The sequence below is a fragment of the Pseudomonas sp. FG13 genome (assembly GCF_057809755.1).
Genome location: NZ_JBMDKO010000009.1, coordinates 32,925 through 58,309, shown reverse-complemented (window position 1 = coordinate 58,309; position 25,385 = coordinate 32,925). Strand labels below are relative to the sequence as shown.

At 61.7% G+C, this 25,385-nt stretch carries 21 protein-coding genes; 11 read left to right on the top strand and 10 right to left on the bottom strand.

Annotated elements, in window-relative coordinates; translation table 11 throughout:
- Window positions 1–175: 175 nt before the first annotated feature.
- The 3 genes from ACODTO_RS10940 to mfd are packed head-to-tail and all read right to left on the bottom strand — an operon-like array spanning window position 176 to window position 6,904.
- Window positions 176–2,866 carry a DEAD/DEAH box helicase gene (locus ACODTO_RS10940; RefSeq protein WP_139648801.1) on the bottom strand — a complete coding sequence of 897 codons (2,691 nt, stop codon included), beginning with the start codon at window positions 2,864–2,866 and terminating at the stop codon, window positions 176–178.
- Window positions 2,867–2,877: 11 nt separating this feature from the next.
- Window positions 2,878–3,444: a CsiV family protein gene (locus tag ACODTO_RS10935; protein WP_139648798.1), complete on the bottom strand. Its 567-nt coding sequence runs from the start codon at window positions 3,442–3,444 to the stop codon at window positions 2,878–2,880.
- 10 nt (window positions 3,445–3,454) lie between these two features.
- A complete protein-coding gene (gene mfd, locus ACODTO_RS10930) occupies window positions 3,455–6,904 on the bottom strand; it encodes a transcription-repair coupling factor (protein WP_175385272.1) in 3,450 nt (1,149 codons plus the stop codon).
- Window positions 6,905–7,073: 169 nt separating this feature from the next.
- Between mfd and ACODTO_RS10925 the strand changes: the two genes are divergently transcribed.
- Entirely contained in the window at window positions 7,074–8,537 is a 1,464-nt protein-coding gene (locus ACODTO_RS10925) for a glyceraldehyde-3-phosphate dehydrogenase (protein WP_041020650.1), read from the top strand.
- 157 nt (window positions 8,538–8,694) lie between these two features.
- On the opposite strand, the gene ACODTO_RS10920 is transcribed toward ACODTO_RS10925, so the two are convergent.
- Complete coding sequence (locus tag ACODTO_RS10920) at window positions 8,695–9,993, bottom strand: MFS transporter (protein WP_139648795.1); 1,299 nt, start codon at window positions 9,991–9,993, stop codon at window positions 8,695–8,697.
- A gap of 263 nt (window positions 9,994–10,256) precedes the next feature.
- Between ACODTO_RS10920 and ACODTO_RS10915 the strand changes: the two genes are divergently transcribed.
- Both ACODTO_RS10915 and sthA read left to right on the top strand, forming a co-directional pair.
- A complete protein-coding gene (locus tag ACODTO_RS10915; protein ID WP_489106423.1) occupies window positions 10,257–11,243 on the top strand; it encodes an FAD:protein FMN transferase in 987 nt (328 codons plus the stop codon).
- 210 nt (window positions 11,244–11,453) lie between these two features.
- Window positions 11,454–12,848 (top strand): Si-specific NAD(P)(+) transhydrogenase, encoded by a 1,395-nt coding sequence (sthA, locus tag ACODTO_RS10910; RefSeq protein WP_041020652.1) that lies wholly within the window; start codon window positions 11,454–11,456, stop codon window positions 12,846–12,848.
- Window positions 12,849–12,890: 42 nt separating this feature from the next.
- Here the strand turns inward: sthA and ACODTO_RS10905 are convergent, their stop codons facing one another.
- Window positions 12,891–13,613, bottom strand: a complete 723-nt coding sequence (locus tag ACODTO_RS10905) for a glycerophosphodiester phosphodiesterase (protein ID WP_489106422.1) — start codon at window positions 13,611–13,613, stop codon at window positions 12,891–12,893.
- Window positions 13,610–14,206, bottom strand: coding sequence for a PilZ domain-containing protein (locus ACODTO_RS10900; protein ID WP_139648789.1), 597 nt, complete (start codon window positions 14,204–14,206; stop codon window positions 13,610–13,612). Before ACODTO_RS10900 ends, ACODTO_RS10905 begins: the two co-directional genes overlap by 4 nt.
- Before the next feature lie 94 nt (window positions 14,207–14,300).
- On the opposite strand from ACODTO_RS10900, the gene ACODTO_RS10895 reads away from it, so the two are divergent.
- The 3 genes from ACODTO_RS10895 (at window position 14,301) to ACODTO_RS10885 (ending at window position 17,550) form a co-directional block, all read left to right on the top strand.
- The gene (locus ACODTO_RS10895) at window positions 14,301–15,551 is read left to right on the top strand and encodes a lipoprotein-releasing ABC transporter permease subunit (protein ID WP_489106421.1); all 1,251 of its coding nucleotides are present in this window, start codon (window positions 14,301–14,303) and stop codon (window positions 15,549–15,551) included.
- A 7-nt stretch (window positions 15,552–15,558) separates the two neighbouring features.
- Entirely contained in the window at window positions 15,559–16,242 is a 684-nt protein-coding gene (lolD, locus tag ACODTO_RS10890) for a lipoprotein-releasing ABC transporter ATP-binding protein LolD (RefSeq protein ID WP_175363615.1), read from the top strand.
- A 63-nt stretch (window positions 16,243–16,305) separates the two neighbouring features.
- Window positions 16,306–17,550, top strand: coding sequence for a lipoprotein-releasing ABC transporter permease subunit (locus ACODTO_RS10885; RefSeq protein ID WP_489106420.1), 1,245 nt, complete (start codon window positions 16,306–16,308; stop codon window positions 17,548–17,550).
- Between the two features lie 164 nt (window positions 17,551–17,714).
- Here ACODTO_RS10885 and ACODTO_RS10880 read toward each other — a convergent pair whose 3' ends face one another.
- The gene (locus ACODTO_RS10880) at window positions 17,715–19,061 is read right to left on the bottom strand and encodes a heavy metal sensor histidine kinase (protein ID WP_489106419.1); all 1,347 of its coding nucleotides are present in this window, start codon (window positions 19,059–19,061) and stop codon (window positions 17,715–17,717) included.
- On the bottom strand, window positions 19,058–19,738 hold the full coding sequence (locus ACODTO_RS10875) for a heavy metal response regulator transcription factor (RefSeq protein ID WP_139648781.1): 681 nt from the start codon (window positions 19,736–19,738) through the stop codon (window positions 19,058–19,060). Before ACODTO_RS10875 ends, ACODTO_RS10880 begins: the two co-directional genes overlap by 4 nt.
- A 155-nt stretch (window positions 19,739–19,893) precedes the next feature.
- Here ACODTO_RS10875 and copI point away from each other — a divergent pair, with 155 nt between their 5' ends.
- Together copI and queF are read left to right on the top strand one after the other, a co-directional pair.
- Window positions 19,894–20,406, top strand: a complete 513-nt coding sequence (gene copI, locus ACODTO_RS10870) for a copper-resistant cuproprotein CopI (RefSeq protein ID WP_489106418.1) — start codon at window positions 19,894–19,896, stop codon at window positions 20,404–20,406.
- Between the two features lie 61 nt (window positions 20,407–20,467).
- Window positions 20,468–21,298 (top strand): NADPH-dependent 7-cyano-7-deazaguanine reductase QueF, encoded by an 831-nt coding sequence (gene queF, locus ACODTO_RS10865; RefSeq protein ID WP_489106417.1) that lies wholly within the window; start codon window positions 20,468–20,470, stop codon window positions 21,296–21,298.
- A gap of 184 nt (window positions 21,299–21,482) precedes the next feature.
- Here the strand turns inward: queF and ACODTO_RS10860 are convergent, their stop codons facing one another.
- Together ACODTO_RS10860 and pcrP are read right to left on the bottom strand one after the other, a co-directional pair.
- Window positions 21,483–21,746 carry a DUF4404 family protein gene (locus tag ACODTO_RS10860; protein ID WP_489106416.1) on the bottom strand — a complete coding sequence of 88 codons (264 nt, stop codon included), beginning with the start codon at window positions 21,744–21,746 and terminating at the stop codon, window positions 21,483–21,485.
- A 111-nt stretch (window positions 21,747–21,857) separates the two neighbouring features.
- On the bottom strand, window positions 21,858–22,478 hold the full coding sequence (pcrP, locus tag ACODTO_RS10855; RefSeq protein WP_489106415.1) for an HAD superfamily inactivated hydrolase PcrP: 621 nt from the start codon (window positions 22,476–22,478) through the stop codon (window positions 21,858–21,860).
- A gap of 202 nt (window positions 22,479–22,680) precedes the next feature.
- On the opposite strand from pcrP, the gene ACODTO_RS10850 reads away from it, so the two are divergent.
- The 3 genes from ACODTO_RS10850 to rssC all read left to right on the top strand — a co-directional run bounded on the left by ACODTO_RS10850 (window position 22,681) and on the right by rssC (window position 25,377).
- The gene (locus ACODTO_RS10850; RefSeq protein WP_139648773.1) at window positions 22,681–23,370 is read left to right on the top strand and encodes an MlaA family lipoprotein; all 690 of its coding nucleotides are present in this window, start codon (window positions 22,681–22,683) and stop codon (window positions 23,368–23,370) included.
- 343 nt (window positions 23,371–23,713) lie between these two features.
- Window positions 23,714–24,895 (top strand): two-component system response regulator RssB, encoded by a 1,182-nt coding sequence (gene rssB / locus ACODTO_RS10845; RefSeq protein ID WP_139648771.1) that lies wholly within the window; start codon window positions 23,714–23,716, stop codon window positions 24,893–24,895.
- Window positions 24,895–25,377, top strand: a complete 483-nt coding sequence (rssC, locus tag ACODTO_RS10840) for an anti-sigma factor antagonist RssC (protein ID WP_139648769.1) — start codon at window positions 24,895–24,897, stop codon at window positions 25,375–25,377. Before rssB ends, rssC begins: the two co-directional genes overlap by 1 nt.
- Window positions 25,378–25,385 lie beyond the last annotated feature (8 nt).

Here is a 25,385-nt window from a genome sequence, read left to right as displayed (position 1 = left end):
GAGCAGGCGCGCTCCCACCCTGGAATGCAGGTGTACTCGCTATGACGGTACGACACGAAACCTGTGGGAGCGAGCCTGCTCGCGATGGCGTCGCAACATCCAACATCGCAGGTAAAAACACCGCTATCGCGAGCAAGCTCGGCTCCCACAGGGATCAGGCCGCCATATACGGGCCTCAGCGCTTCTCCAGCTTATCCGGCAAGGGCGCGAACAACGCCTCGATATCGTCGCTCTGCAGCTTCCAGTCGCCGGCCACACGGCCGTCGAGGACGCCGGCGGCGAGGTCGGATTTTTCCTTTTGCAGCAGCTGGATTTTTTCTTCCACGGTGCCCCGGGCAATCAGCTTGTAGACGAACACTGGCTTCTCCTGGCCGATGCGATAAGCCCGGTCGGTCGCCTGGTTTTCCGTTGCGGGGTTCCACCACGGGTCGTAGTGGATCACCGTGTCGGCTTCGGTCAGGTTCAGGCCAACGCCACCCGCCTTGAGGCTGATCAGGAAAATCTGGCGCTTGCCGCTCTGGAACTCCTTGACGGGCGTGCGCCGGTCCCGGGTCTGGCCGGTCAGGATGGCGTAGTCCACGCCGCGTTTTTTCAGCTCATCTTCGATGAGCGCCAACATCGACGTGAACTGGGAAAACAGCAGCACCCGACGTCCCTCTTCAAACAGCTCGTCCAGCATTTCCATCAGGCTGTCGAGCTTGCCCGAGGTGCTGCCTCGGGCAGGTGGGGCATCGCTGATCAGTCGCAGGTCGCAACACACCTGGCGCAGCTTGAGCAGCGCTTCGAGAATGATGATCTGGCTGCGGGCAACGCCCTTGCGGGTGATTTCGTCGCGCACTTTCTTGTCCATGGCCAGGCGCATGGTTTCGTAGACGTCCCGCTGGGCATCGCTGAGTTCGACCCAGTGGACGATTTCGGTCTTGGGTGGCAATTCCGTCGCGACCTGTTCCTTGGTTCTGCGCAACAGGAAAGGTTTTACCCGGCCATTGAGGTGTTGCAGCCTGATGTCGCTGCCGCGCTTTTCGATGGGCACGCGGTAATCGCGGTTGAAACTCTTCACGTCCCCGAGCCACCCGGGCAGCAGGAAGTGAAACAGTGACCACAGCTCGCCCAGGTGATTTTCCAGGGGCGTACCGGACAGGCACAGTCGCTGCCGGGCATCGAGCTCCCGGGCAGCCTGGGCGGCTTTACTGGTGGGGTTCTTGATGTATTGGGCTTCATCGAGGATCAGCACATGCAGTGGCTGCGTCTTCAGGCGTTCGACATCCTTGGGCAGCAAGGCGTAGGTGGTGAGCACCAGGTCGTAATCGGCCAGCCGTTCGAAGTGCTTCTTGCGCCCGGCGCCATACAGGGCCAGCACCTTCAGTTGCGGCGTGAAATGGGCGGCCTCGTCGAGCCAGTTGGGAATCAGGCTGGTGGGCATCACCACCATGCAGGGACGGTCGAGGCGGCCGGCGTTTTTTTCGCTGAGAATGTGCGCCAGGGTCTGTAGGGTCTTGCCCAGGCCCATGTCGTCCGCGAGGATGCCGCCGACTTCCAGTTGCCGCAGCGACTGCATCCAGCTCAAGCCTTCGAGTTGATAAGGCCGCAGCGTCGCGTTCAGGCCCTCCGGCACGGTGGCGGTGTAGTCCTTGATGTCCCGCAGGCGTTGGGCCAGGCCACGAATGTGTTCGCCGCCTTCCCAGCGCAGTGGCATGTCTTGCAGGGGATTGAGGCGCAAGGCATCCGCGCTGTTCAGGCGCAGCTTGGTGGTGCCGGGCTCGTGCAGGTAAAACTCGCCCAGAGTCGCCAGCACCGGTTTCAGCCGGCCGTAGGGCAGGGCCACTTGTTGCGGGCCGAACTCCGAGTTCGGACGGTTCGGCAAGTTGACCAGGATGAGTTCGTCATCGCGGCGCCTGGCCAGGCGTTCCGGGTTGAACAGTTCGATGTGCGAGCGCATTAGGTTCAACAGGATCGGCAGCAGGCTCAATCGCTCGCCATTGACGATGATCCCCAGTTCCAGATCGAACCAGTCCCGCTCCGGCGTTTCCTCGACGGTGGCGTACCAGTCGTCCACGGCGGTCAGGTCGAAGCCGAAATCTTCATCGATCTGCAGCTCCCAGCCCTGGCTGCGCAGTTTCGGCAGATCATTGAGCGTGAACGTCAGCCAGGCGCTGTCGTTGACCATCTCGTACAGTTCGCCGGCACTTTCCGGTAGGGCCTTGCTTTGCCGGGTCGCGATCTTGAAGCCGAGGATCCGTAGCTGCTCGCGGTAGGACTGCTCCACATCGGTGTGGCGTTTTATTCGCAGCGTCTGTGTTTCCTGGCGAATCAGCACGTCAGTATTGCGTTGGCCGCTGACGTACTCGTCCAGATAGCTGAACGACAGGGCCGCGCGGTGTTGGATGTAGCGCTGCATCTTGCCGTTACGCGGCTCGAAGGCGCTGAACTCTATGCTCGCCAGCCAGAGGCGCGGCATCGGTTGGACGTTGTCCACCAGCACCTGCGGCGGGGCCTTGGGGCTGCGGTTGTCCAGTACTGCCTGGAGTTTCTCCAGCAGTTGGGCGTCTTTCTCGGCAGCCGGATAGGCCAGGGTTTCCTGGACTTGCAGCAACACCGCCGCGCAATGCTTGCAGTTGATGCGCACCGGGCAGGAGCACGCGGCTTCGAGCAGAATCAATGTGCCTTTGGCTGATTCTTTAAGGCGAATGGTCTGACGATAAACATTGCCACCAGAGCCTTCGCAACTGGCGGTGATGGTGCTTTCTCCGGTCTCGACGATCCTGACGCGGTTTTCCAGTGCGTAACGGCGCCCACGCTCCAGGCTCTGTTCCTTGAATCGATTGACCCAGGAAGGTGCCAGGGGTTTGCTCAGGGGCGAGGGCATAGGCGCGCCGTTCAGTCCGGAATGACGTCAGGTGCCTGCCGTGGAGCGGGCGCGGTCAACGAGGTGATCTTGATCAGCAGGGCCAGGTGACCGTTGTCCAGGTAGTTGAGCTGGCCGTTCTTGGTATGGCTGTTCTGCTTCATGCGTTCGCTCGCGGTGACGAGGCCATTGGCATCGATCCGGTTGATCCAGAAGTCGGCATCCACGTCGGTGAAGCGTCCCAGTTTCAGCCCCAGGGTGCCTTCGATGGGGAACTGGCCGAACTGTTCGGTGCCGTCGCTGATGGCGATTTTGCTGCCCTGTTCGCCGATGTTCTGCTGCCAGGCTTTGTGCATCAATACGGTGTATTGGCCGCTGGCGTTGAGTTTCTCCACGATGCCCCTGAGCGCTGGGGTGCGCTGGCTGTCGGCGGGCAGGCGTTGCGCGCCGGCGTCCCAGTCTTCCGGGGCGGCACGGCTGATAATCACCGGTTCGGCATTCTGGCGCAGCAGAATCATTTCGACCTGATACAGGTCGTCGGCAAACGCCAGGGGAGCGACCAGGGTCAGCAGCAAGGTCAGTGAGCGAAACAGGCGCATGGGGCGTCCTTCAAGCAGTGGTCGGGGTGAGGCGCTCGAACAGCGCTTCTACGGTATTGAAACGTTCTTCCGGGCGCTCCATGGGCACCATGAACTTGAACATCGTGGCGCCTTCGAATTTGTAGCGCTTGGGCTGGCCCTGGATCAGCTTGATCAGTACCAGTGGATCGACCGGGGTCTGGGCTTCGAACTCGATCCGACCGCCATTGGGGCCGCCGTCGACTTTCTTGATGCCCAGTTGTTCGGCCTGGAGCTTGAGCAGCGTCGTTCGCACCAGGTTCTTGGTCGGTTCCGGCAGCAGGCCGAAGCGGTCGATCATCTCCACTTGCAGGTCCTTGAGTTCTTCCTCGTTGGTGGCCGAGGCAATGCGCTTGTAGAGAATCAGTCGCGCATGGACATCCGGCAGGTAATCCTCCGGGATCAGCGCCGGCACCCGCAGGTTGATTTCCGGCCCGCCACCCAGGGGCTGGTCGAGGTTCGGCTGTTCGCCCTTGCGGATCGACTTGACCGCCCGTTCCAGCATTTCCATGTACAGGGTGAAGCCGACGGCCTGGATCTGGCCGCTCTGGCCGTCCCCCAGCAGTTCGCCGGCACCGCGGATTTCCAGGTCGTTGGTGGCGAGCACGAAACCGGCCCCCAGGTCCTGGGTATTGGCGATGGCCTCCAGGCGTTTTTCCGCGTCGGGGGTGATCTGCTGGCGTGGCGGCGTCAGCAGGTAGGCATAGGCCTGGTGGTGACTGCGCCCGACCCGGCCGCGCAACTGGTGCAACTGGGCCAGGCCGAACTTGTCGGCTCGCTCGATGATGATGGTGTTGGCGCTCGGCACGTCGATACCGGTCTCGATGATGGTCGAGGCGATCAGCACGTTGAAGCGCTTGTGGTAGAAGTCGCTCATCACCTGTTCGAGTTCGCGTTCGCGCATCTGCCCGTGGCCGATGCCGATCCGTGCTTCCGGCACCAGCTCGGCCAGGTCGGCGGCGCACTTCTCGATGGTCTTCACGTCGTTGTGCAGGTAATAGACCTGGCCGCCGCGCAGCAGCTCACGCAGCAGCGCTTCCTTGACCGTGCTCTTGTTCTGCTCCATGACGAAGGTGCGCACCGACAGGCGGCGGGCCGGCGGCGTGGCGATGATCGACAGGTCGCGCATGCCCGACACTGCCATGTTCAGCGTGCGCGGAATCGGCGTGGCGGTGAGGGTCAGGATGTCGACCTCGCTGCGCAGGGCCTTGAGCTGTTCTTTCTGGCGTACACCGAAGCGGTGTTCTTCGTCGATGATCACCAGCCCGAGGTTCTTGATCTTCACATCGTCCTGCAGCAGCTTGTGCGTGCCGATGACGATGTCGATCTTGCCCTCGGCCAGGTCGGCCACGGCGGCGTTCACTTCCTTGGCGGACTTGAAGCGGCTCATCACTTCCACAGTGACCGGCCAATCGGCGAAGCGGTCGCGGAAGCTGTTGTAGTGTTGTTGGGCGAGCAGGGTGGTCGGCACCAGGATGGCGACCTGCTTGCCGCTGTGCACGGCAATGAACGCGGCGCGCATCGCCACTTCGGTCTTGCCGAAACCGACATCGCCGCACACCAGCCGGTCCATCGGCTTGGGCGCGAGCATGTCGGCGCGCACGGCTTCGATGGTGGTTTGCTGGTCGACGGTTTCCTCGAACGGGAAACCGGCGCTGAAGGTTTCGTAGTCGGCTTTCGGGTCGGCGAAGGCATAACCCTCGCGCGCGGCGCGGCGGGCGTAGATGTCCAGCAGTTCGGCGGCCACGTCGCGCACCTGTTCGGCGGCCTTGCGCTTGGCCTTCTGCCAGGTTTCCGAGCCCAGGCGATGCAGCGGGGCCAGGGCGTCGTCGCTGCCGGTGTAGCGTGCGATCAGGTGCAGGTTCGCCACCGGCACGTAGAGCTTGGCGCCTTCGGCGTATTCCAGGGTGAGGAACTCGGCCGCCTGGTTGTCGATTTCCAGTGTCGCCAGGCCCAGGTAGCGACCCACGCCGTGGTCGATATGCACCACCGGCGCGCCTTCGCGCAGCTCGGTCAGGTTCTTGATGACCGCGTCGTTGGCGGCATCGGCACGCTTCTCACGGCGACGGCGTTGCATGACGCGCTGGCCGAACAACGGGCTTTCGGCCACCAGCGCCACCGCCGGATCATCGAGTACCAGGCCTTCGTCCAGCGGCGCGATGGTGATTGCCAGTCGATCCTTGCTCGCGACGAAGTCCGGCCAGCTGTCGATCGTTTTCGGCCGCAATTTCAGGCGCTCGAGCAACTCCAACAGCACTTCGCGCCGCCCGGCGGATTCGGCGGTAAACAGCACGCGGCCAGGAAACTCGTCGAGAAAGCCGGCCAGCGCCGCCAATGGCTGCGTGGCCTTGGCTTCGATCGCCAGGTCTGGCAGGGCTTTGGCGGGGAAGCGTTCACGGCCGACGCCAGGCTCCACGTCCTGCTGGCTTGCCACCACGCGTGGCCAGTTCTTGAGACGGGCAAAGCAGTCTTCCACCGGCAGGAACAACTCGGCAGGCGGCAATAAAGGACGGGACGGGTCGACGCGACGTTCTTCGTAGCGATTGCGCACGTCGTTCCAGAAGTTTTCCGCTGCCTGTTCGATCCCTGGTAACGAGAACACCTGGGTGTCCTGGGGCAGGTAGTCAAACAGGGTGGAAGTCTCTTCGAAAAACAGCGGCAGGTAATACTCGATGCCGGCGGGGGTGATCCCGCTGCTCAGGTCCTGGAAGATCGGGCAGCGACGGAAATCCACGTCGAAGCGCTCGCGAAACCGCGCCTTGAAGCGGGTCACGGCGTCTTTCTGCAGCGGGAATTCCTTGGCGGGCAGCAGGCGGACCGACTGGACCTTGTCGATGGAACGCTGGTTTTCCGGGTCGAAGGTACGCAGGGTCTCGATTTCGTCATCGAACAGGTCGATGCGATAAGGCAGCTTGCTGCCCATCGGGAACAGGTCGATCAAGGCGCCACGTACCGCGAACTCGCCGTGTTCGTACACGGTGTCGACGCAACGGTAGCCGCTGGCCTCCAGTCGGATGCGCATCTGCTCCACATCCAGCTTCTGGCCGATATCCAGCACCAGGCTGCTGCCGAGGAGGAACCGGGTCGGGGCCAGGCGATGTAGGGCCGTGGTGATGGGCACTACCAAAACGCCATGACTGAGCTCCGGCAACCGATAAAGGCTGGCGATTCGCTGGGAAATGATGTCCTGGTGCGGCGAGAACAGGTCGTAGGGCAGGGTTTCCCAGTCCGGAAAATGCAGAACCGGCAGATCCGGGGCGAAGAAACCCAGCTCCTGCTCCAGCCGCTCGGCGCTCTGGCTGTCGGCGGTCAGCAGCAGGGTAAAGCGCTTTGCAGCGCTGGCGGCCTCGGCAATGGCCAGGCTCAGGGCGGCACCGGGCAGGTTGCCCCAGTGCTGTTTACCTGCCGTGGCAGGGAGAAGCGGAAGACGCAGAACGGGCACGGAAGGTTGAGCTCCAAGCGTTGCGACAAAGTCGACAATTGTAGCGGGGTAAAGGGGCGGCTGTCAGTCGCAGACTACCCGGGCGGAGGGGAAAACCACGGCGCGACAGGCGCGCATTGCTCCGGCGTGGACTCGGCGGCATAATGTAGCCCCTTTTTTCAGCCCCTACATGTGGAAGGTTCCCGTGACTCAGAAGCCCGACCAGTGTCTTGGTGAATGGATTGATCGTGAAGCACTCGCCGAAGCGATGATCCCTCTCATCGGTCAGCTCTACCGCAATAACAACGTGGTGAGCTCGATCTATGGCCGCAGCCTGATCAACCAGTCTGTCATCGCGATTCTCAAGGCGCACCGCTTTGCTCGCCACCGTTCCTCCGACGACAGCGAACTCTCCGTCCACGAAACATTCCCTCTGCTCAAGGCCATGAGCGAGCTCAAGCTCGGCGCGGCTTCGGTGGACCTGGGCAAGTTGGCGTTCAAATTCCGCAACGAAGGCAATGGCCGTAGCGCCGAGCAGTTCGTGCGTGAAGAGATGGCTGATGTGGTTGGCCAGCAGAACGTTTCGGCTCGCAAAGGCACTGACGTGGTCCTGTACGGCTTCGGTCGTATCGGCCGTCTGCTGGCGCGCATCCTGATCGAGAAAACCGGTGGTGGCGACGGCCTGCGTCTGCGGGCCATCGTGGTGCGCAAGGGCGCCGAGAACGACCTGACCAAGCGTGCCAGCCTGCTGCGCCGTGACTCGGTCCATGGTTCGTTCAACGGCACCATCACCATCGACGAAGAAAACAACACCATCACCGCCAACGGCAACCTGATCCAGGTGATCTACGCGAAGAACCCGACCGAGGTGGACTACACCCAGTACGGGATCAAGGATGCGCTGCTGGTGGACAACACCGGTGTATGGCGTGACGCCGACGGCCTGGGCCAGCACCTGGCCTGCCCGGGTGTCGACCGCGTTGTCCTGACCGCGCCAGGCAAGGGCAAGCTGAAGAACATCGTTCACGGCATCAACCACGGCGACATCACCGCGGACGACAAGATCGTTTCCGCCGCCTCTTGCACCACCAACGCCATCGTGCCGGTGCTCAAGGCAGTGAACGACAAGTTCGGCATCGTCAACGGTCACGTCGAAACAGTTCACTCGTACACCAACGACCAGAACCTGATCGACAACTTCCACAAAGGCGATCGTCGTGGCCGCAGTGCCGCGCTGAACATGGTCATCACCGAGACCGGCGCCGCCACCGCCGCCGCCAAGGCCCTGCCTGAACTGGCCGGCAAACTGACCGGTAACGCGATCCGTGTGCCGACGCCTAACGTGTCGATGGCCATTCTCAACCTGAACCTTGAGAAAGCCGCCACCCGTGAAGAGATGAACGAGTACCTGCGCTACATGGCGCTGCACTCCGATCTGCATAAGCAGATCGACTTCGTCAATTCCCAGGAAGTGGTGTCCACCGACTTCGTGGGCTCGCGCCATGCCGGTGTCGTGGATGCTGAAGCCACCATCAGCCAAGACAACCGCGTTGTTCTGTACGTCTGGTACGACAACGAGTTTGGTTACAGCTGCCAGGTGGTTCGCGTGATGGAAGACATGGCCGGTGTGAACCCGCCAGCGTTCCCACGCTAAGCGCTAGCCGCCCATAAAAAACGCCCCGACTTGTCGGGGCGTTTTTTTTGTCTGTTGTTTTTAGGGTGCCTGAACTGGCCTCTTCGCGAGCAGGCTCGCTCCCACATGTTGGTCGCATACTTTCTGTGGGAGCGAGCCTGCTCGCGATAGCGGTTGATCAGGCGCCGCTAACGGCTGAAGCCTGCGCAGTCCGCAGTTGATGACGATTGCCCTTGAACAGCACCAGGGTAGCAATCAGCCCCAGCACCGCCGCACCGCTGAGCCATATCCCCGGCGCAGCCTTGTTGCCCAACACATGAATCAAATAAGTGCAGGCCGCCGGTGTGAATCCACCGAAGGTTGCGGTCGCCAGGCTGTAGGCCAGGGAGAACCCGGTGGTGCGCACTTCCACCGGCATGATTTCCGTCAAGGCCACCACCATGGCGCCGTTGTAGGATCCATACAGGAACGACAACCACAGCTCGACGATCAGCAAATGGCTGAAGCTGGGGTTCGCCACCAGCCAGGACAGCGCCGGATAGGCCGTCAGGATTGCCAGGATGGTCGCGGCGAGCAGCAGGGGTTTGCGTCCGACCTTGTCGGAAAATGCCCCCATCACCGGCAACCAGAAGAAATTCGACAGGCCGATGCACACGGTGACCAACAACGCGTCCAGGTCCGACAGGTTCAACTCGGATTTGCCGAAGGTCGGCGTATAGGCGGTGATCAGGTAGAACGACACCGTGGTCATCACCACCAGCGCCATGCCGGCCAAGACGATGCCAAAGTTCTGGCCGATGGAACGGATGATTTCCGACAGGGTGGGGCGGTGCTTTCTCGCCTGGAATTCAGGCGTTTCTTCCAAGGAGCGACGGATCACGAAAATCGCCGGTACGATCATGCAACCTACCAGGAAGGGTACACGCCAGCCCCATTCGCCCATTTCCTGCGGGCTCAGCCAATGATTGAGGCCAACCCCCAGGAGCCCGGCGAATACCACGGCAGCCTGTTGGCTGGCGGATTGCCAACTGACAAAGAAGCCCTTGCGCCCGGGTGTGGAGATTTCCGCCAGGTACACCGACACTCCACCGAGCTCGACCCCTGCGGAGAAACCTTGCAACAACCGACCCAGCAGCACCAGCAACGGTGCCACCACCCCCAGGGTGGCGTAGCCCGGTACGCAGGCGATCAGCAAGGTGCCGGCGGCCATCATCGCCAGGGTGATGATCAGGCCTTTGCGGCGACCATGGCGGTCGATGTAGGCACCGAGAAAGATCGCCCCCAGCGGGCGCATCAGGAACCCGGCGCCGAAGGTGGCCAGGGACAGCATCAGCGAGGCGAAAGCACTGTCGGTGGGGAAGAACGTCTTGGCAATGGCCGTGGCGTAGAAGCCATAGACCATGAAGTCGAACATCTCCAGGAAGTTGCCGCTGACAACGCGAAAAATCGCCTTGCCGTTGCTCGTGTTGGAAGGCATGTGTAGGTACTCACTCTGGTAAATCTTGTTGGAAACGCAGTACCTGTAGGAGCGAGCCTGTGGGAGCAAAGCTTGCTCGCGATGAACGAAGGCGCGGCCTTGCAGGTGGACCGAGTCGTTTGCGTCGCGAGCAAGCTTTGCTCCCACAGGTCTGCTCCCACAGGTTGTTGCATCTGGACTGGCGGACACTGAAGTCCATAATGGCCGTCGTGGTTTTGAGGGGGGATGAAGATTTGTTAACTGGACGATGGGCAACGCTTGTGATGCTGGTCGGCGTACTGTCCGGCTGCGGCAACGGCGATACCCTGGAGCGTTTCGACGGCCCGACCATGGGCAGTCATTATTCCATCCAGTACGTCAGGCATGCGGCCACGCCAGGCCCGGCAGCGGTGCAGGCCGAGGTCGAGCAGATCCTTGCCGACGTGGATCGGCAGTTATCCACTTATCGCAGCGACTCGGACATCGAACGTTTCAATGCGCTGCCGGCCAACAGTTGCCAGGTCATGTCCGCCCCGGTGCTGGAATTGATTGGCTTGGGGGAGCAGTTATCCGCGCAAAGTGGCGGTGCTTTTGACCTGACGGTCGAACCGCTGCTGAACCTGTGGGGCTTCGGTCCCCAGTCCCGGGAAGAGAAGGTGCCGAGTGCCGAGGTCCAGGCCCAGGTGCGCCAGCGCGTCGGCCATGGTCACTTGCGTATCGAGGGCGACCGGCTGTGCAAGGATGCCCCGGTGGAAGTCGATTTCAACAGCATTGCCGCCGGTTATGCCGTCGACCGGATCGCCGCGAGGCTCCAGGCCCTGGGCATCGACAGCTACCTGGCCGAAGCCACCGGTGAACTCAAGGCGCTCGGGCGCAAACCTGACGGTTCGGCGTGGCGCGTCGCCTTGGAGGCGCCTCGGGATGACCAGCAAGTGGCCGAGCGTGTCATCGAGGTCAATGGCTACGGTGTTTCAACTTCCGGCGACTACCGCCGATACTTCGAGCAGCACGGCACGCGCTATTCCCACACCTTCGATGCGCGCACCGGTGCACCGGTCCTGCACAACCTGGCGTCAGTCACGGTGATTCATCCTTCGGCGTTGATGGCCGATGGACTGTCGACGCTGTTGCTGATTCTCGGGCCTGAGCAGGGTTGGGACTATGCCGAGAAACATGACATTGGGGTATTTTTCGTGCTGCGGGACAAAGATCGTTTTGTCACCCGTACCAACGATGCGTTTGAACGGATCAGCAGCGGAAAAACCCAATGATGACAGGCTGGTGAAAGCGTAGGTGTGGCGAAATAACGCAGCAAAACTAGCCTCTGACGCGACCAAGGGGTAATGTGCGCGGCGTTGACGCTTCGATAGACTGCGGCCGGGCGCGTGAACCGGCCCAAAATTGTTCCTTCATGCCGCAACCCGGCGTGATTTAGCCGTCGGCGCCATATCGGGTGCCACGGCCTGTTCTGAGGAGTACGCATGGCTGTCTACAACTACGACGTGGTGGTACTGGGTTCCGGCCCGGCGGGAGAAGGCGCGGCAATGAACGCCGCCAAGGCAGGACGCAAGGTGGCGATGGTCGACAGTCGTCGCCAGGTCGGCGGCAACTGCACCCACTTGGGTACCATCCCGTCCAAGGCCTTGCGTCACTCGGTCCGGCAGATCATGCAGTTCAACACCAACCCGATGTTCCGGGCCATCGGCGAGCCGCGCTGGTTCTCCTTCCCCGACGTGCTCAAGAGTGCCGAGAAGGTAATCTCCAAGCAGGTGGCCTCGCGTACCGGCTACTACGCCCGCAACCGTGTCGACGTATTCTTCGGCACCGGCAGCTTTGCCGACGAGCAGACCGTGGAAGTGGTGTGCGGCAATGGCGTGGTGGAAAAGCTGGTGGCCAAGCACATCATCATCGCCACCGGCTCGCGTCCTTATCGTCCTGCCGACATCGATTTCAACCACGCGCGTATCTACGATAGCGACACCATCCTCAGCCTGGGACACACCCCGCGCAAGCTCATCGTCTACGGCGCCGGGGTGATCGGTTGCGAATACGCGTCGATCTTCAGCGGCCTGGGTGTGCTGGTGGAGCTGGTGGACAACCGTGGCCAGTTGCTGAGCTTCCTGGACTCGGAAATCTCCCAGGCCCTGAGCTATCACTTCAGCAACAACAACATCACGGTGCGCCATAACGAAGATTACGATCGCGTCGAAGGCGTGGATAACGGCGTGATCCTGCACCTCAAGTCCGGCAAGAAGATCAAGGCCGACGCCTTGCTCTGGTGCAACGGTCGCACCGGCAATACCGATGCCCTGGGCCTGGAGAACATCGGCGTGAAGGTCAACAGCCGTGGCCAGATAGAAGTCGACGAGAACTACCGCACCTGTGTGCCGAACATCTACGGTGCCGGTGACGTGATCGGCTGGCCGAGCCTGGCCAGTGCCGCCCACGACCAGGGGCGTTCGGCCGCCGGCAGCATCGTCGACAACGGCAGCTGGCGTTTCGTCAACGACGTGCCGACCGGTATCTACACCATTCCGGAAATCAGCTCGATCGGCAAGAACGAGCAGGAACTGACCCAGGCCAAAGTGCCTTATGAAGTGGGCAAGGCCTTCTTCAAGAGCATGGCGCGGGCGCAGATCGCCGGTGAGCCGCAAGGCATGTTGAAGATCCTGTTCCACCGCGAGACGCTGGAAGTGCTCGGCGTGCACTGCTTCGGTTACCAGGCTTCGGAGATCGTCCACATCGGCCAGGCGATCATGAACCAGCCGGGCGAGCTGAACACGCTGAAGTACTTCGTCAACACCACGTTCAACTACCCGACCATGGCCGAAGCCTATCGGGTAGCGGCCTATGACGGGCTCAACCGGCTTTTTTGAGCGGCTCCGGCCGGTGGCCTGAGCCGGCCGGGGAGACCGATTTCAGCCATTCTCGAGCGTGGCAGTGGCCAAACCGGGAAAGTCTGTAATCAGGCTGTCAGCGCCAAAGTCAACGAGCCTGCGCATCAGCGCAGGCTCGTTGACGGTCCACACCGACACATGCAGCCCCTGGCGCTGCGCCTTGATCAGGCGCTCGGGCGTGCACAAGGTCCAGTTCAACGCCAGAATCTCACAACCGTAACTCTGGGCGACCTTCAGCGGGTCGAGCCAAGCGTACTCGGCCACCAGCCCGCGGGAGATGTCCGGGGTCAACTCCAGCGCGGCCTTGAGCACTTCCCGGGAACTGGAGGTGATGGTGACTTTGTCCAGCAGGCCGAAGCGCTGGGCCATCTCGCGGATCCCCAGCACCGTGGCTGCCGCCCGGGTGCGTGAAGCGCTCTTGACCTCCAGTTGCCAATGCTCGAAATCACACTTCTCGAACAGCTCTTCCAGGCGTGGGATCGGGCACGGTGTGATCCAGCCCGGGCCACCCTTGCGCGCATCGTAGGTCACCAGTTCGGCGGCGGAGTGCTCCACCACCTTGCCCCGGCGGTCGGTCGTGCGCTTGAGGGTCGGGTCGTGGATCACCATCAACTCGCCGTCCATGGACAGGTGCAGGTCCAGTTCGCAACGGCGTACACCGTGCTTGAGACATTCCTGAAAACCGGTCAGGGTGTTTTCCGGTGCTTCGCCCTTGGCGCCGCGGTGGCCATAAATGAGGGTCACGGTTCTTCCTTATTGATACCTGATTCGTTCTGTTCCCGCGCCAGGCGGCGTTCTTGCGCCTGTTTCTGCAGGATGTAGCGGGCCAGCAGCTGGCGCTGGGCGTCGGTCGGGCGTTCGAACTCGGTGCCTACGTCGTAGCCGTCGCCCTTGGGGTCGCAATGGGTGACCCGCGCCCGCAGCAACAGTCCCAGGGCCTGGGGCATGAGCACCAGTTTGATCGACAGGTGCGCGCCGATGGCAATGGCGGTGGGGTACTGGAAGTCGATGCCGCCTTCGGAAATGATCACCGGTTGCGGCTCGCCGATCTCGCCGAGCACAGTCAGGGCAATGACCTGACTGAGCAGGTCGATACGTTTGTTCATCACCTTGAGATAGGCGGCGATGCTGCGTTCGCGCTCGCTGATCTGGCGCAGCAGGTGCTGTGACTCGAACTCGCTCAGGTGCAGTTCGCTGAGCAGATTGAACAATGGAGAAGGATCCTGCAACACTTCCTGGCCAGCAGCTTCAGGAATGGAGAGGGGCCGAATTTCCAGTGCGATCGTGTCCTCGATACGGTAGTATTCGCGGCGATCTTCTTCATCTAATGTCGACATGGCGAACCCATGGTAGCGGCGGTGGTCTGAGTGTAAAGCTGGTTTGAGACCCCCGCCACAAGGACGTTCCTTTTCCCCCCGAACAAGCCCCGACATGTTCAGACCTCTCTTCGTATTCATCGGCACGCGTTATACCCGTGCAAAACGTCGCAATCATTTCGTATCGTTCATTTCCCTGACATCCATCATCGGGCTGGCCCTTGGCGTGGTCGTGATGATCGTCGTGTTGTCGGTGATGAACGGCTTCGACCATGAAATGCGCACTCGCGTGCTGGGCATGGTGCCCCACGCCACCGTCGAATCCGGCGAAGCCATCAGCGACTGGCCGAGCCTGGCCGCCAAGGTCAAGCAGAACCCGCAGGTGCTGGCCGTTGCGCCGTTCACCCAGATGCAGGGGCTGCTGACCAACGACGGCAAGGTGTCCAAGGTGCTGCTCAACGGCATCGACCCCGGGCTCGAGCGGCAGGTGTCGATCATCGACAACTTCATGCAGCAGGGCCGGCTCGACGACCTGGCGCCGGGCAGTTTTGGCATCGTGATCGGCGACAAGGCCGCGACCAAGCTGGGCGTGGCCATTGGCGACAAGCTGACCTTCGTCGCGCCGGAAGTCACCGTGACCCCGGGCGGCGTGTTCCCGCGCATGAAGCGCTTTACCGTGGTCGGCATTTTCCATGTCGGCGCCGGGGAGCTGGACGGTTACCTGGGCGTTACCAACCTCCAGGACCTGGCGCGCCTGCATCGCTGGAAACCGGACCAGGTCCAGGGGCTGCGGCTGAAGTTCGACGATCTGTTCCAGGCGCCGCGTGCCGCGTGGACCATCGCCCAGCAGCTCGGTGAAGACCGTTACTACGCCCGGGACTGGACCCGCACCCACGGCAACCTGTACCAGGCGATCCGCATGGAAAAAGCCATGATCGGCCTGCTGTTGCTGCTGATCGTCGCCGTCGCCGCGTTCAACATCATTTCCACCCTGGTGATGGTGGTGAACGACAAGAAGGGTGATATCGCCATTCTGCGGACCCTGGGCGCCACGCCGGGACAGATCATGCGCATCTTCATGGTCCAGGGCACCGTCATCGGCGTGATCGGTACGCTGGTCGGCGCCCTGGTCGGGATGTTCGCCGCGCTGAACGTCAGCGCCGCGATTGCCGCCCTGGAAGGCCTGATCGGGCACAAGTTTCTCAACGCCGACGTGTATTTCATCGACTACCTGCCATCGCAACTGCAGGTCGACGATGTGTTGATGGTCTGCGGCGCCGCGTTGATCCTGAGTTTCCTCGCCACCCTGTATCCAGCCTGGCGTGCCGCGCGCACCCAGCCTGCGGAGGCGTTACGTTATGAGTGAGTCGGGCATGAGTGAAAAAGCGATCTTGAGCTGCCGCAACCTGGGCAAATCCTACGAGGAAGGCCCGGAGTCGGTGGTGGTATTGTCGGGCCTGCAACTGGAGCTGCATCCGGGTGAGCGCGTAGCAATTGTCGGTACCTCCGGGTCGGGCAAAAGTACCTTGCTCAACCTGCTGGGCGGTCTCGATACACCGAGCACCGGCAGTGTCTGGCTGGCGGGGGAAGAACTCTCGGCGCTGAACGAGAAGGGCCGTGGCCTGTTGCGTAACCGCTCCCTGGGCTTCGTCTACCAGTTCCACCATTTGCTGCCCGAGTTCACCGCCCTGGAAAATGTCTGCATGCCGCTGTTGATCGGCCGCACGGCGATTCCAGAGGCCCGCCAGCGCGCTACCGCGTTGCTGGAGCGGGTAGGGCTGGGCCATCGCCTGGAGCACAAACCGGCGGAACTGTCCGGTGGCGAGCGCCAGCGGGTGGCGATTGCCCGGGCCCTGGTCAACAAGCCAGGCCTGGTGATGCTCGACGAGCCGACCGGCAACCTCGACTCCCACACCGCCCAGGGCATCCAGGACCTGATGCTGGAACTCAGCACCTCGATGCGCACCGCGTTCCTGGTGGTGACCCACGACATGAACCTGGCCCGGCAGATGGACCGCGTCCTGCATTTGCAGGAAGGTTGCCTGACGCCCATCTGACCGCCCGCAACCCGGCGCTGGTGATACGCGCCGGGTCTTTAATTTTTCTACGGTGCTCCGCGAATGTTCAGACCGTTATCGATCTTCATCGGCACGCGCTATACCCGCGCAAAGCGCCGCAATCGCTTTGTTTCGTTCATCTCCATGACCTCGATGATCGGCCTCGCCCTGGGTGTGCTGGCGATGATCGTGGTGCTGTCGGTGATGAACGGCTTCCAGCGCGAAATGAGCTCGCGCATCCTCGGCATGGTGCCCCATGCCACCATCGTCGGGGTCAATCCGATCGATGACTGGCAGCCAGTGGCCGCCGCCGCGCTGAAAAATCCCGAGGTGACCGCCGCTGTGCCGTTCACCGAGATGGAAGGCATGTTGAGCTATAAGGGCTCGATGCAGCCGATCCAGATCAGCGGCGTCGATCCGGCCCAGGAAGGCAAGGTGTCCATCGTCGCCCAGCATATCGTCCAGGGTCGTCTCGATGCCTTGAAGCCGGGGGAGTTTGGCGTGGTGATCGGTGAAATCACCGCCCGGCGCTTCCGCCTGAACGTCGGCGACAAGCTGACCCTGATCGTGCCGGAAGTCAGCACCGCGCCGGGCGGTATCACGCCGCGGATGCAACGGCTGAACGTGGTCGGTGTGTTCAAGGTCGGCGCCGAGCTGGATGGCTCCATGGCCCTGATCCATCTGGCCGACGCCGCACAGATGCAGCATTGGCAGCCGAACCAGGTGCAGAGCGTGCGGCTGGCGGTGAAGGACCTCTACGCTGCGCCGAAGGTGTCCGGCGATATCGCTACGGGCCTGGGCACGGACTACAAGGCCGACGACTGGACCCACACCCAGGGCAGCCTGTTCAGTGCCATGAAAATGGAAAAGACCATGATCGGCCTGCTGTTGCTGATGATTGTCGCGGTGGCGGCGTTCAACATCATCGCCACGCTGATCATGGTGGTGAACGACAAGGGCGCGGACATCGCGATCCTGCGCACCATCGGCGCCACGCCGCGGCAGATCATGGCGATCTTCATGGTCCAGGGCACGGTGATCGGTATCGTTGGCACGGTGATCGGCGGTGTGCTGGGGGTGATTGCGGCGCTGAACGTCAGTGAGTTGGTGGGTTGGCTGGAACGGGTCACCGGCCAGCACATCTTCAGCTCCGACGTGTACTTCGTCAGCAACCTGCCGTCGGAGCTTCAGCGCGGCGACGTGGTGCTGATCTGTGCCGCAGGCTTCATCCTGAGCTTCCTGGCCACCGTCTACCCGGCGTGGCGCGCGGCGAAGATCGAACCGGCGCAGGCGTTGCGGTATTCGTAAGGTCAGCGCGACCCCCCTGTGGCGAGGGGATTTATCCCCGCTGGGCTGCGAAGCAGCCCCAAAAGCTCTCATTCAATCTGGCAGATCGGGTTGGCAGGTTTAGGGCCGCTTCGCGCCCCAGCGGGGATAAATCCCCTCGCCACAGGGTTGGCGTTCGGCTCAACCTATTTTGGCAACTCAATCACGAACCGCGTCCAGCCATCGGCTGATTCACAGTGAATCTCGCCGCCATGGGCGCGGATGATCGAGCGGGTGATCGCCAGGCCCAGGCCGGCATGTTCGCTACTGCCTTCCCGGCGGGCCGGGTCGGCGCGGTAAAAACGGTCGAACAGGCGCGGCAGCAAGTCCGCCGGGATGCCTTCGCCGCTGTTCTCCACGCTCACGCTCAACGACTGGGCAGTCTCGATCATTCGTACCCGCACTTCACCGCCCATGGGGGTAAAACGCAGGGCATTGTCCAGCAGATTGGACAGGGCCCGGCGCAACATGCCGCGATCCCCCTCGAGGCGACCACTGCCCTCGCGGCTCAAGCGAACCTGGGCGTCTTCGGCCAGTGGCGCAAAAAACTCCAGCAGCACATCCACTTCCTGCGCCAGCTCCAGCGGTTCGCGGTGGGGTGCCAGCAGGCCATGGTCGGCCTTGGCCAGGTAGAGCATGTCGTTGACCAGTTGGGCCATCCATTGCAGCTCTTCGAGATTGCTGTGCAACGTCTCGCGGTAATCCTCCAGTGTGCGCTCGCGGGTGAGGGTGACCTGGGTGTGGGTCAGCAGGTTCGACAGCGGCGTGCGCAGTTCATGGGCGATGTCGGCGGAGAACGCCGAAAGCCGTTGAAAGGCGTCATCGAGGCGTCCGAGCATGGCGTTGATGCTGTGGGCCAATTCCGCCAGTTCGGCCGGCATGCGGTCTTCGGGCAGTCGGGCGTTGAGTGAGCGTGCCGAAACCCCGCCAGCGATGGCTCCCATGCGGCGAAGCGGCTGCAAACCGCGTTGGGCAACCCAGGCGCCGAGAAGGGCAGTTGCCAGGGCCGACAGGCCGACGGTCAGCCAGATCAGGCGCTGCATGCGTTGCAGGAAATGCTGGTGGTGGGTGATGTCCAGCAGCAGCGTCAGTTGCGGCGAGTCCGGGCGATCGGGGTACAGCGCTGCGTTCAGGACTCGGTAATCGGTGTCGGCATCGCTGAGGGTGAATAGGCCAGGGGTTTCGGGCAGTTGGGCCGGAATCTGGATCGAACTGTCATACCAGCGCACGCCGTCGCTGCCTTTGATACGCAGGGCCAGGTCGGCCTGTCGGCTCAGCTCGTCTTCCAGGCGGCGCTGGGTCTGCTCGGCATCGAGATCCTGAAGGGCGCGGCGCAGGCCGATCAGCTTGCCCTCCAGCAACTGCTGGTCCAACTCGATGAAGTGCGCCTCGCTGGCGCGGCTGAACAGTATCCCGGCAAACAGGGACACCACGGCGGTGCAGGCGGCGAACAGCAATGCCAGTCGGCTACTCAACGACCACCGGCCCCTCACAGGCTGCGCTCTTCAAGCACGTATCCCATGCCCCGCACGGTGTGGATGAGTTTGCTGGGGAACTCATCATCGATCTTGAGTCGCAGCCGCCGGATCGCGACTTCGATGACATTGGTATCACTGTCGAAATTCATGTCCCAGACCTGGGAGGCGATCAAGGATTTGGGCAGTACCTCGCCCTGGCGGCGCAGGAGCATTTCCAGCAAGGCGAACTCTTTGGCGGTGAGGTCGATGCGTCGGCCGCTGCGTTCGACACGGCGACGGATCAGATCCAGGCGCAGGTCCGCCAGTTGCAGGCTGGTTTCCAGGGGCGTCGAACCGCCCCGGCGCAGCAGGCTGCGGACCCGTGCCAGCAACTCGGAAAAGGCGAAGGGTTTGACCAGGTAGTCGTCGGCCCCCAGTTCCAGGCCGTGTACCCGATCCTGTACCGCGTCCCGCGCGGTCAGGAACAGTACGGGGGTGTCCAGCCCGGCCCCGCGGACCGCTTGCAGAATCTGCCAGCCGTCGCAGCCGGGCAACATCACGTCGAGGATCAGCAGGGCGTAGTCACCGCTCAGGGCCAGTTGCTGGCCGCTAATGCCATCGGTCACCAGGTCGGCGTTGAACCCGGCCTCGCCGAGGCCCTGGCGCAGGTATTGGCCGGTTTTCGTTTGGTCTTCGACGATCAGCAGTTTCATAGGGCGGCTCAGGACAGGTTTCGGCGTGAGGTTATACCGCGGCAGGCACCGCTGCGGCGCAAGCTGACAAAGTTGTAATCAAGCTGTCAGGCGGCTGGCAGCCGCACGGGGATAGAGTTTGCGCACGTTGAATATTATCCGGTTGGAGTATGGACATGTTGATGGGAAAACGTTTGATCCTGGCCGCTTGTGCGCTGGCCTTCAGTGCGTCGTCGTGGGCCTCGCCGGGCCAGCATTTCGATTTCGGCCAGCCTGCGCCGGCGGCCAAGGCCAGCCGCACCATTGATGTGGTGATGGGAGACATGACCTTCGATCAGCGCACGCTCGACGTCAAAGCCGGCGAAACCGTGCGATTCGTGCTGATCAACAAGGGCCGGTTGCTGCACGAGTTCAATCTTGGCGACGCCGCGATGCACGCCGAGCATCAACAGGAAATGCTCAAGATGCAGCAGAGTGGGCAATTGATGCCGACGGGGATGGGGCATGGCTCGATGGACCATGACATGGCCGGTATGAACCATGACGATCCCAACAGCGTGTTGGTGGAGCCGGGCAAGACCGCCGAGCTGACCTGGACGTTCAGCAAGGCCACGCGCCTGGAGTTCGCCTGCAATATTCCCGGTCATTACCAGGCGGGGATGAAGGGTGACTTGACCGTCAGACAGTAAGCACTCAAAGGCTTGGGCAAAGGCTGATAGAATCCGCTGATTCTTCAGTCAGGTTTCCGTCATGCATCCCGCAGCCGAACATTCGCCGCTGGGCAAATCCAGCGAATACATCGCCACGTACACGCCGTCACTGCTGTTCCCGATTCCGCGTACCGCAAAATGGGCGGAGCTGGGCCTGACGGCCGACACCCTGCCGTACAAGGGCGTGGATTTCTGGAACTGTTTCGAGCTGTCGTGGCTTTTACCGTCCGGCAAGCCGGTGGTGGCGATCGGTGAGTTCGCGATTCCGGCGGACTCACCGAACATCATTGAGTCCAAGTCGTTCAAGCTGTACCTCAACTCGCTGAATCAGACCCCGTTCGCCGATACCGCGAGCCTGGAAGCGACCCTGCGCCAGGACCTCTCGGCGGCGGCGGGGAAACCGGTGCAGGTGCGGGTTCGCAGCCTCAAGGACGTGGAGCGTGAAGGCGTCGTGGCGCTGCCCGGCGTTTGCATCGACGACCTGGATATCAGCGTCGATTCCTACGCGCACCCCCGTCCGGAGCTGCTGCGATGCGATGAGTCGCGCATCGTCGAAGAAAGCCTGCACAGCCACTTGCTCAAATCGAACTGCCCGGTGACCAGTCAGCCGGACTGGGGCAGCGTTGTCGTGGAGTACCGCAGCGCAGCGCTCGATCCTGCCAGCCTGCTGGCCTACATCGTCAGCTTCCGCCAGCATTCGGATTTCCATGAGCAATGTGTGGAGCGGATCTTTCTCGACTTGCAGCGCTTGCTCAAGCCGGAGAAATTGACGGTGTATGCGCGGTATGTCCGGCGTGGTGGGCTGGACATCAACCCCTATCGCAGCACTGAAAGCGTGCAACTGCCGAACCTGCGGCTGGTTCGTCAGTAACCACCTGGCAGAGGTGATCCCCTGTGGGAGCGAGCCTGCTCGCGATAGCGATGGATCAGACAGCATTGAGGTCGGATGTGCTGCCGTCTTCGCGAGCAGGCTCGTTCCCACAAAGATGGCATCTCAGGTTGCAGTATAAAAAAGCCCCGCCATCGATGGAGCGGGGCTTTCTTTGTCCGGTGTTTCAGATCCCCATGTTGCCCAGCGTCAGCATGATGTTGCGCAAAGTCCCTGCAACGGCCGGGTGGCTGACTTCGAAGCGTTCCACGGCCAGGTTCACGCCATCCACCAGGTTGGTGTCCTGAAGGGTGTTCTCCAGCTGGATTTCGGCTTCGATCTGATCCATCAGTTGTTGCAGGTTTTCGCGCTCAGGTTCGGACAGGGGCGGGTTCTGGTCCAATTGCTCGCGCAGGGCATTGAGTTGTTCTTGCAGTTCGAGGCGCGCCATTGGCATTAACTCCCATAATTGATAAGCACAGCCATGGACCGCGGCAGTGCGTCAAAAGTCCATGGCTTGCCCTAAGAGTAATCCACCCTCACGTTCCCTGCATGATCCCGGTCAGGGCTTCTCGCCCTTGAGCCGACGCTGGCCGATGTCTGCCAGGCAGGTATCCAGTTCGCCCAGATGATCGATGACCGAATGCACCCCCAGACTGAACAGCGCTACCGTGGCCTTGGCGCGCCTGATTTCCCGCTGCTGTTGGCTCAGGGCTTGCCATTCGCTGGGTGTCAGGCCACACAGCGAGCCGCAGGAGGCCAATCCGATGGTCCACAAACCGGCGTTGAGCCCTGACTGCAGCAAACGAGGTTCGCCGCTGACCAATACACTTCCGTCCAATTGCTGGACGTTCAGCGTCATCAATGCCTGCCAGCAGGCATGAGGGGCCGGCCACGGATTATTTGTTGCAGGAAGTTGCGGTGATTTGATCCACGCCGGTAACGACGCCGCCAGGCCATGACTGACGGCTGGCGGCAGTTCATCGAGCCAGGCGCAGGGAATTTCTTGCAGTTGCAGGTGCCGCAGGCTTTCGAGGGCGCCGGGTGTCGGTTGCGCATGTTCGGCCGGCGTTGTCCCTGGTTGGCGAGTGCGTGCCCCGAAGTCCACCAGACATCCGCTGAGGCCAAACAGTACGGCGGTGAGGCTGGGAGCGGGGAGGGGCAGGGCTTCGGCGCGGGGCATTGGGGTCATCCTTGAAATAAGCCGAGCCTAGCGTGCTTCAATGACAGTCCAGTGACAGAGAAATGAAAGGGTCGGGTCGTGGAAATGTCCTACGAGCAGCTTCTTTTCCATGCTGCCTATCGGCGCTTTCCACCTTATACTACCCACCATCTTACCGCCTGGGCTCGGCGCCCTTGCCTGAATGAACCAAGGAGTTTTCCCTATGCGCTGGAGCCATCGCCTAGCTCAGTTGTTTCTTTCCGCCAGTGTGTTGCTGGTGCCGTTCGCCGCTCAGGCCGCTACGGAAGAAGATCCATGGGAAAGCATCAACCGTCCTATCTTCACCTTCAACGACACCGTTGATACCTACGCGCTCAAGCCACTGGCCCAGGGTTATCAGTATGTGACGCCGCAGTTCCTTGAAGACGGCATCCATAACATGTTCCGTAACATCGGCGATGTGGGCAACCTGGCTAACGACCTGTTGCAGGCCAAGCCGGCCTCCGCCGGGGTCGACACGGCCCGGTTGATCTTCAACACCACGTTCGGCTTGCTGGGCTTCTTCGATGTCGGCACCAAGATGGGACTGCAACGTAGCGATGAAGATTTCGGCCAGACCCTCGGCTATTGGGGCGTGGGCAGCGGCCCCTACGTGATGCTGCCGTTGCTGGGGCCAAGCACGCTGCGCGATGCGCCGGCCAAGCTTGTCGATAACTACACCACGCCCTATCCCTACATCGACAATGTGTCGGTGCGTAACTCCATCTTCGGTCTGAACGTCGTCGATACCCGCGCCAGCCTGTTGTCGGCCGAGAAACTGGTGAGCGGCGACAAGTACGTGTTCATCCGTAATGCCTACCTGCAGAACCGCGAGTTCAAGGTCAAGGATGGCCAGGTCGAAGACGATTTCTGATTCGATCCAGAGACAAACGGAAGGCGGCCCTGGAGGCCGCCTTCCGCGCTTTTGCGCGTTGTCCGGCCGATTTGTCCTTCCATTGAGTTACGCTTCGCTCGGTTCTTATAACTCTCTGTACTTTGACAAATAAAGACGGCAAGCGGCTATTCGCATGAGCTTGAAACGCCCCGCGGATGGGAGTACCGTCTGCGCCTTAGAAGGGCACCTCTGATGTAATCGTGTGTAGGGCAAAGGCCTGAAGCCGGTACGACAGAGAGGCTAGAAAGCGAATCCAGTAGTGCGTGCAAGGCCAGATGGCCCAGCCGACTACGCCAACCTAATTCTGGCGCCGTTTGCCCACATGCCAAAAACCAGTGCCACGCTGCTGATAATCGATGATGACGAAGTGGTGCGAGCCAGTCTCGCAGCCTACTTGGAAGACAGTGGTTTCAGCGTCCTGCAGGCCAGCAACGGCCAACAGGGTCTTCAGGTATTCGAGCAAGACAAGCCCGACCTGGTCATCTGCGACCTGCGCATGCCGCAGATGGGCGGACTTGAGCTCATTCGCCAGGTCACCGGAATTTCGTCGCAGACACCGGTCATCGTGGTGTCGGGCGCCGGCGTGATGAATGACGCGGTCGAGGCATTGCGCCTGGGCGCGGCGGATTACCTGATCAAACCTCTCGAAGACCTGGCAGTGCTCGAGCACTCGGTGCGCCGAGCCCTGGACCGTTCGCGGCTGTTGGTAGAAAACCAGCGTTATCGGGAAAAGCTGGAAACCGCCAACCGTGAGCTGGAAGCCAGCCTCAACCTGTTGCAGGAAGACCAGAACGCCGGGCGCCAGGTGCAGATGAACATGTTGCCGGTCAGCCCCTGGGCCGTCGACGATTTCCGGTTTGCCCACCAGATCATCCCGTCGTTGTACCTGTCGGGGGATTTCGTGGACTATTTCCGGGTCGATGAGCGACGGGTGGCGTTCTACCTGGCGGATGTTTCCGGCCATGGTGCTTCGTCGGCTTTCGTCACGGTGCTGCTGAAGTTCATGACCACGCGGCTGCTGTTCGAGTCCAAGCGCAACGGCACGCTGCCAGAGTTCAAGCCGTCTGAGGTCCTGGGGCATATCAACCGGGGCCTGATCAGTTGTAAGCTGGGTAAGCACGTCACGATGGTCGGTGGAGTCATCGACGAGGAGACGGGCTTGCTGACCTATAGCATCGGCGGTCACCTGCCGTTGCCTGTGTTGTATACGCCAGACAGTGTTCGGTATCTGGAAGGGCGTGGTTTGCCGGTGGGCCTGTTCAATGAGGCAACCTACGAAGACCACGTGCTGGAATTGCCGCCGGTATTCAGCTTGACGCTGATGTCTGATGGCATTCTGGATCTTTTGACAGAGCCTACACTCAAAGAGAAAGAAGCGGCCTTGCCTGAACGGGTGAGCGCAGCGGGCGGCAGCCTGGAAGGCTTGCGCCAAGTGTTTGGATTAGCCACGCTAGGGGAGATGCCGGATGATATCGCCCTGTTAGTGTTGAGCAGGAACCTTTGATGAGTACTGGTAGAATCCAGTTCGCCGAGCAGGACGGCACATTTGTCCTGAAGTTTGTCGGTGAAGTGCGCCTGACGCTGTGTTCGGCGCTGGATGCGACTATTGAGCGGATCTTCACCGCGCTGAATTTCAGCGCCATCGTGATCGACCTGACCGAAACCCGCAGTATCGACAGCACCACACTTGGCCTGCTGGCCAAACTGTCGATCCTGTCGCGGCAGAAGGTCGGCTTGCTGCCCACCGTCGTCACCACCCATAACGACATCACCCGTCTGCTGCAATCGATGGGTTTCGATCAGGTGTTCAACATCGTGAGCGACCCGGTGCCGTGCCCTGAGTGCCTGGATGACCTGCCTGACCAGGACCAGTCCGAGGAAGACGTGCGGATCAAGGTGCTCGAAGCCCACAAGATCCTCATGGGGCTGAACGAATCCAATCGTGAAGCGTTCCATGACCTGGTGAACGCGCTGGAACGTCCCTGATCCAGGGG

Coding starts and splice junctions, on each gene's coding strand:
- ACODTO_RS10875 (WP_139648781.1), bottom strand. CDS start 19,738: ATGAAACTGCTGATCGTCGAAGACCAAACGAAAACCGGCCAATACCTG.
- ACODTO_RS10900 (WP_139648789.1), bottom strand. CDS start 14,206: ATGTCGACATTAGATGAAGAAGATCGCCGCGAATACTACCGTATCGAG.
- pcrP (WP_489106415.1), bottom strand. CDS start 22,478: ATGCCCCGCGCCGAAGCCCTGCCCCTCCCCGCTCCCAGCCTCACCGCC.
- ACODTO_RS10935 (WP_139648798.1), bottom strand. CDS start 3,444: ATGCGCCTGTTTCGCTCACTGACCTTGCTGCTGACCCTGGTCGCTCCC.
- rssC (WP_139648769.1), top strand. CDS start 24,895: ATGAGTACTGGTAGAATCCAGTTCGCCGAGCAGGACGGCACATTTGTC.
- ACODTO_RS10860 (WP_489106416.1), bottom strand. CDS start 21,746: ATGGCGCGCCTCGAACTGCAAGAACAACTCAATGCCCTGCGCGAGCAA.
- ACODTO_RS10895 (WP_489106421.1), top strand. CDS start 14,301: ATGTTCAGACCTCTCTTCGTATTCATCGGCACGCGTTATACCCGTGCA.
- rssB (WP_139648771.1), top strand. CDS start 23,714: ATGCCAAAAACCAGTGCCACGCTGCTGATAATCGATGATGACGAAGTG.
- lolD (WP_175363615.1), top strand. CDS start 15,559: ATGAGTGAAAAAGCGATCTTGAGCTGCCGCAACCTGGGCAAATCCTAC.
- ACODTO_RS10885 (WP_489106420.1), top strand. CDS start 16,306: ATGTTCAGACCGTTATCGATCTTCATCGGCACGCGCTATACCCGCGCA.
- ACODTO_RS10850 (WP_139648773.1), top strand. CDS start 22,681: ATGCGCTGGAGCCATCGCCTAGCTCAGTTGTTTCTTTCCGCCAGTGTG.
- ACODTO_RS10920 (WP_139648795.1), bottom strand. CDS start 9,993: ATGCCTTCCAACACGAGCAACGGCAAGGCGATTTTTCGCGTTGTCAGC.
- ACODTO_RS10925 (WP_041020650.1), top strand. CDS start 7,074: ATGTGGAAGGTTCCCGTGACTCAGAAGCCCGACCAGTGTCTTGGTGAA.
- copI (WP_489106418.1), top strand. CDS start 19,894: ATGTTGATGGGAAAACGTTTGATCCTGGCCGCTTGTGCGCTGGCCTTC.
- ACODTO_RS10915 (WP_489106423.1), top strand. CDS start 10,257: ATGCTGGTCGGCGTACTGTCCGGCTGCGGCAACGGCGATACCCTGGAG.
- queF (WP_489106417.1), top strand. CDS start 20,468: ATGCATCCCGCAGCCGAACATTCGCCGCTGGGCAAATCCAGCGAATAC.
- sthA (WP_041020652.1), top strand. CDS start 11,454: ATGGCTGTCTACAACTACGACGTGGTGGTACTGGGTTCCGGCCCGGCG.
- ACODTO_RS10940 (WP_139648801.1), bottom strand. CDS start 2,866: ATGCCCTCGCCCCTGAGCAAACCCCTGGCACCTTCCTGGGTCAATCGA.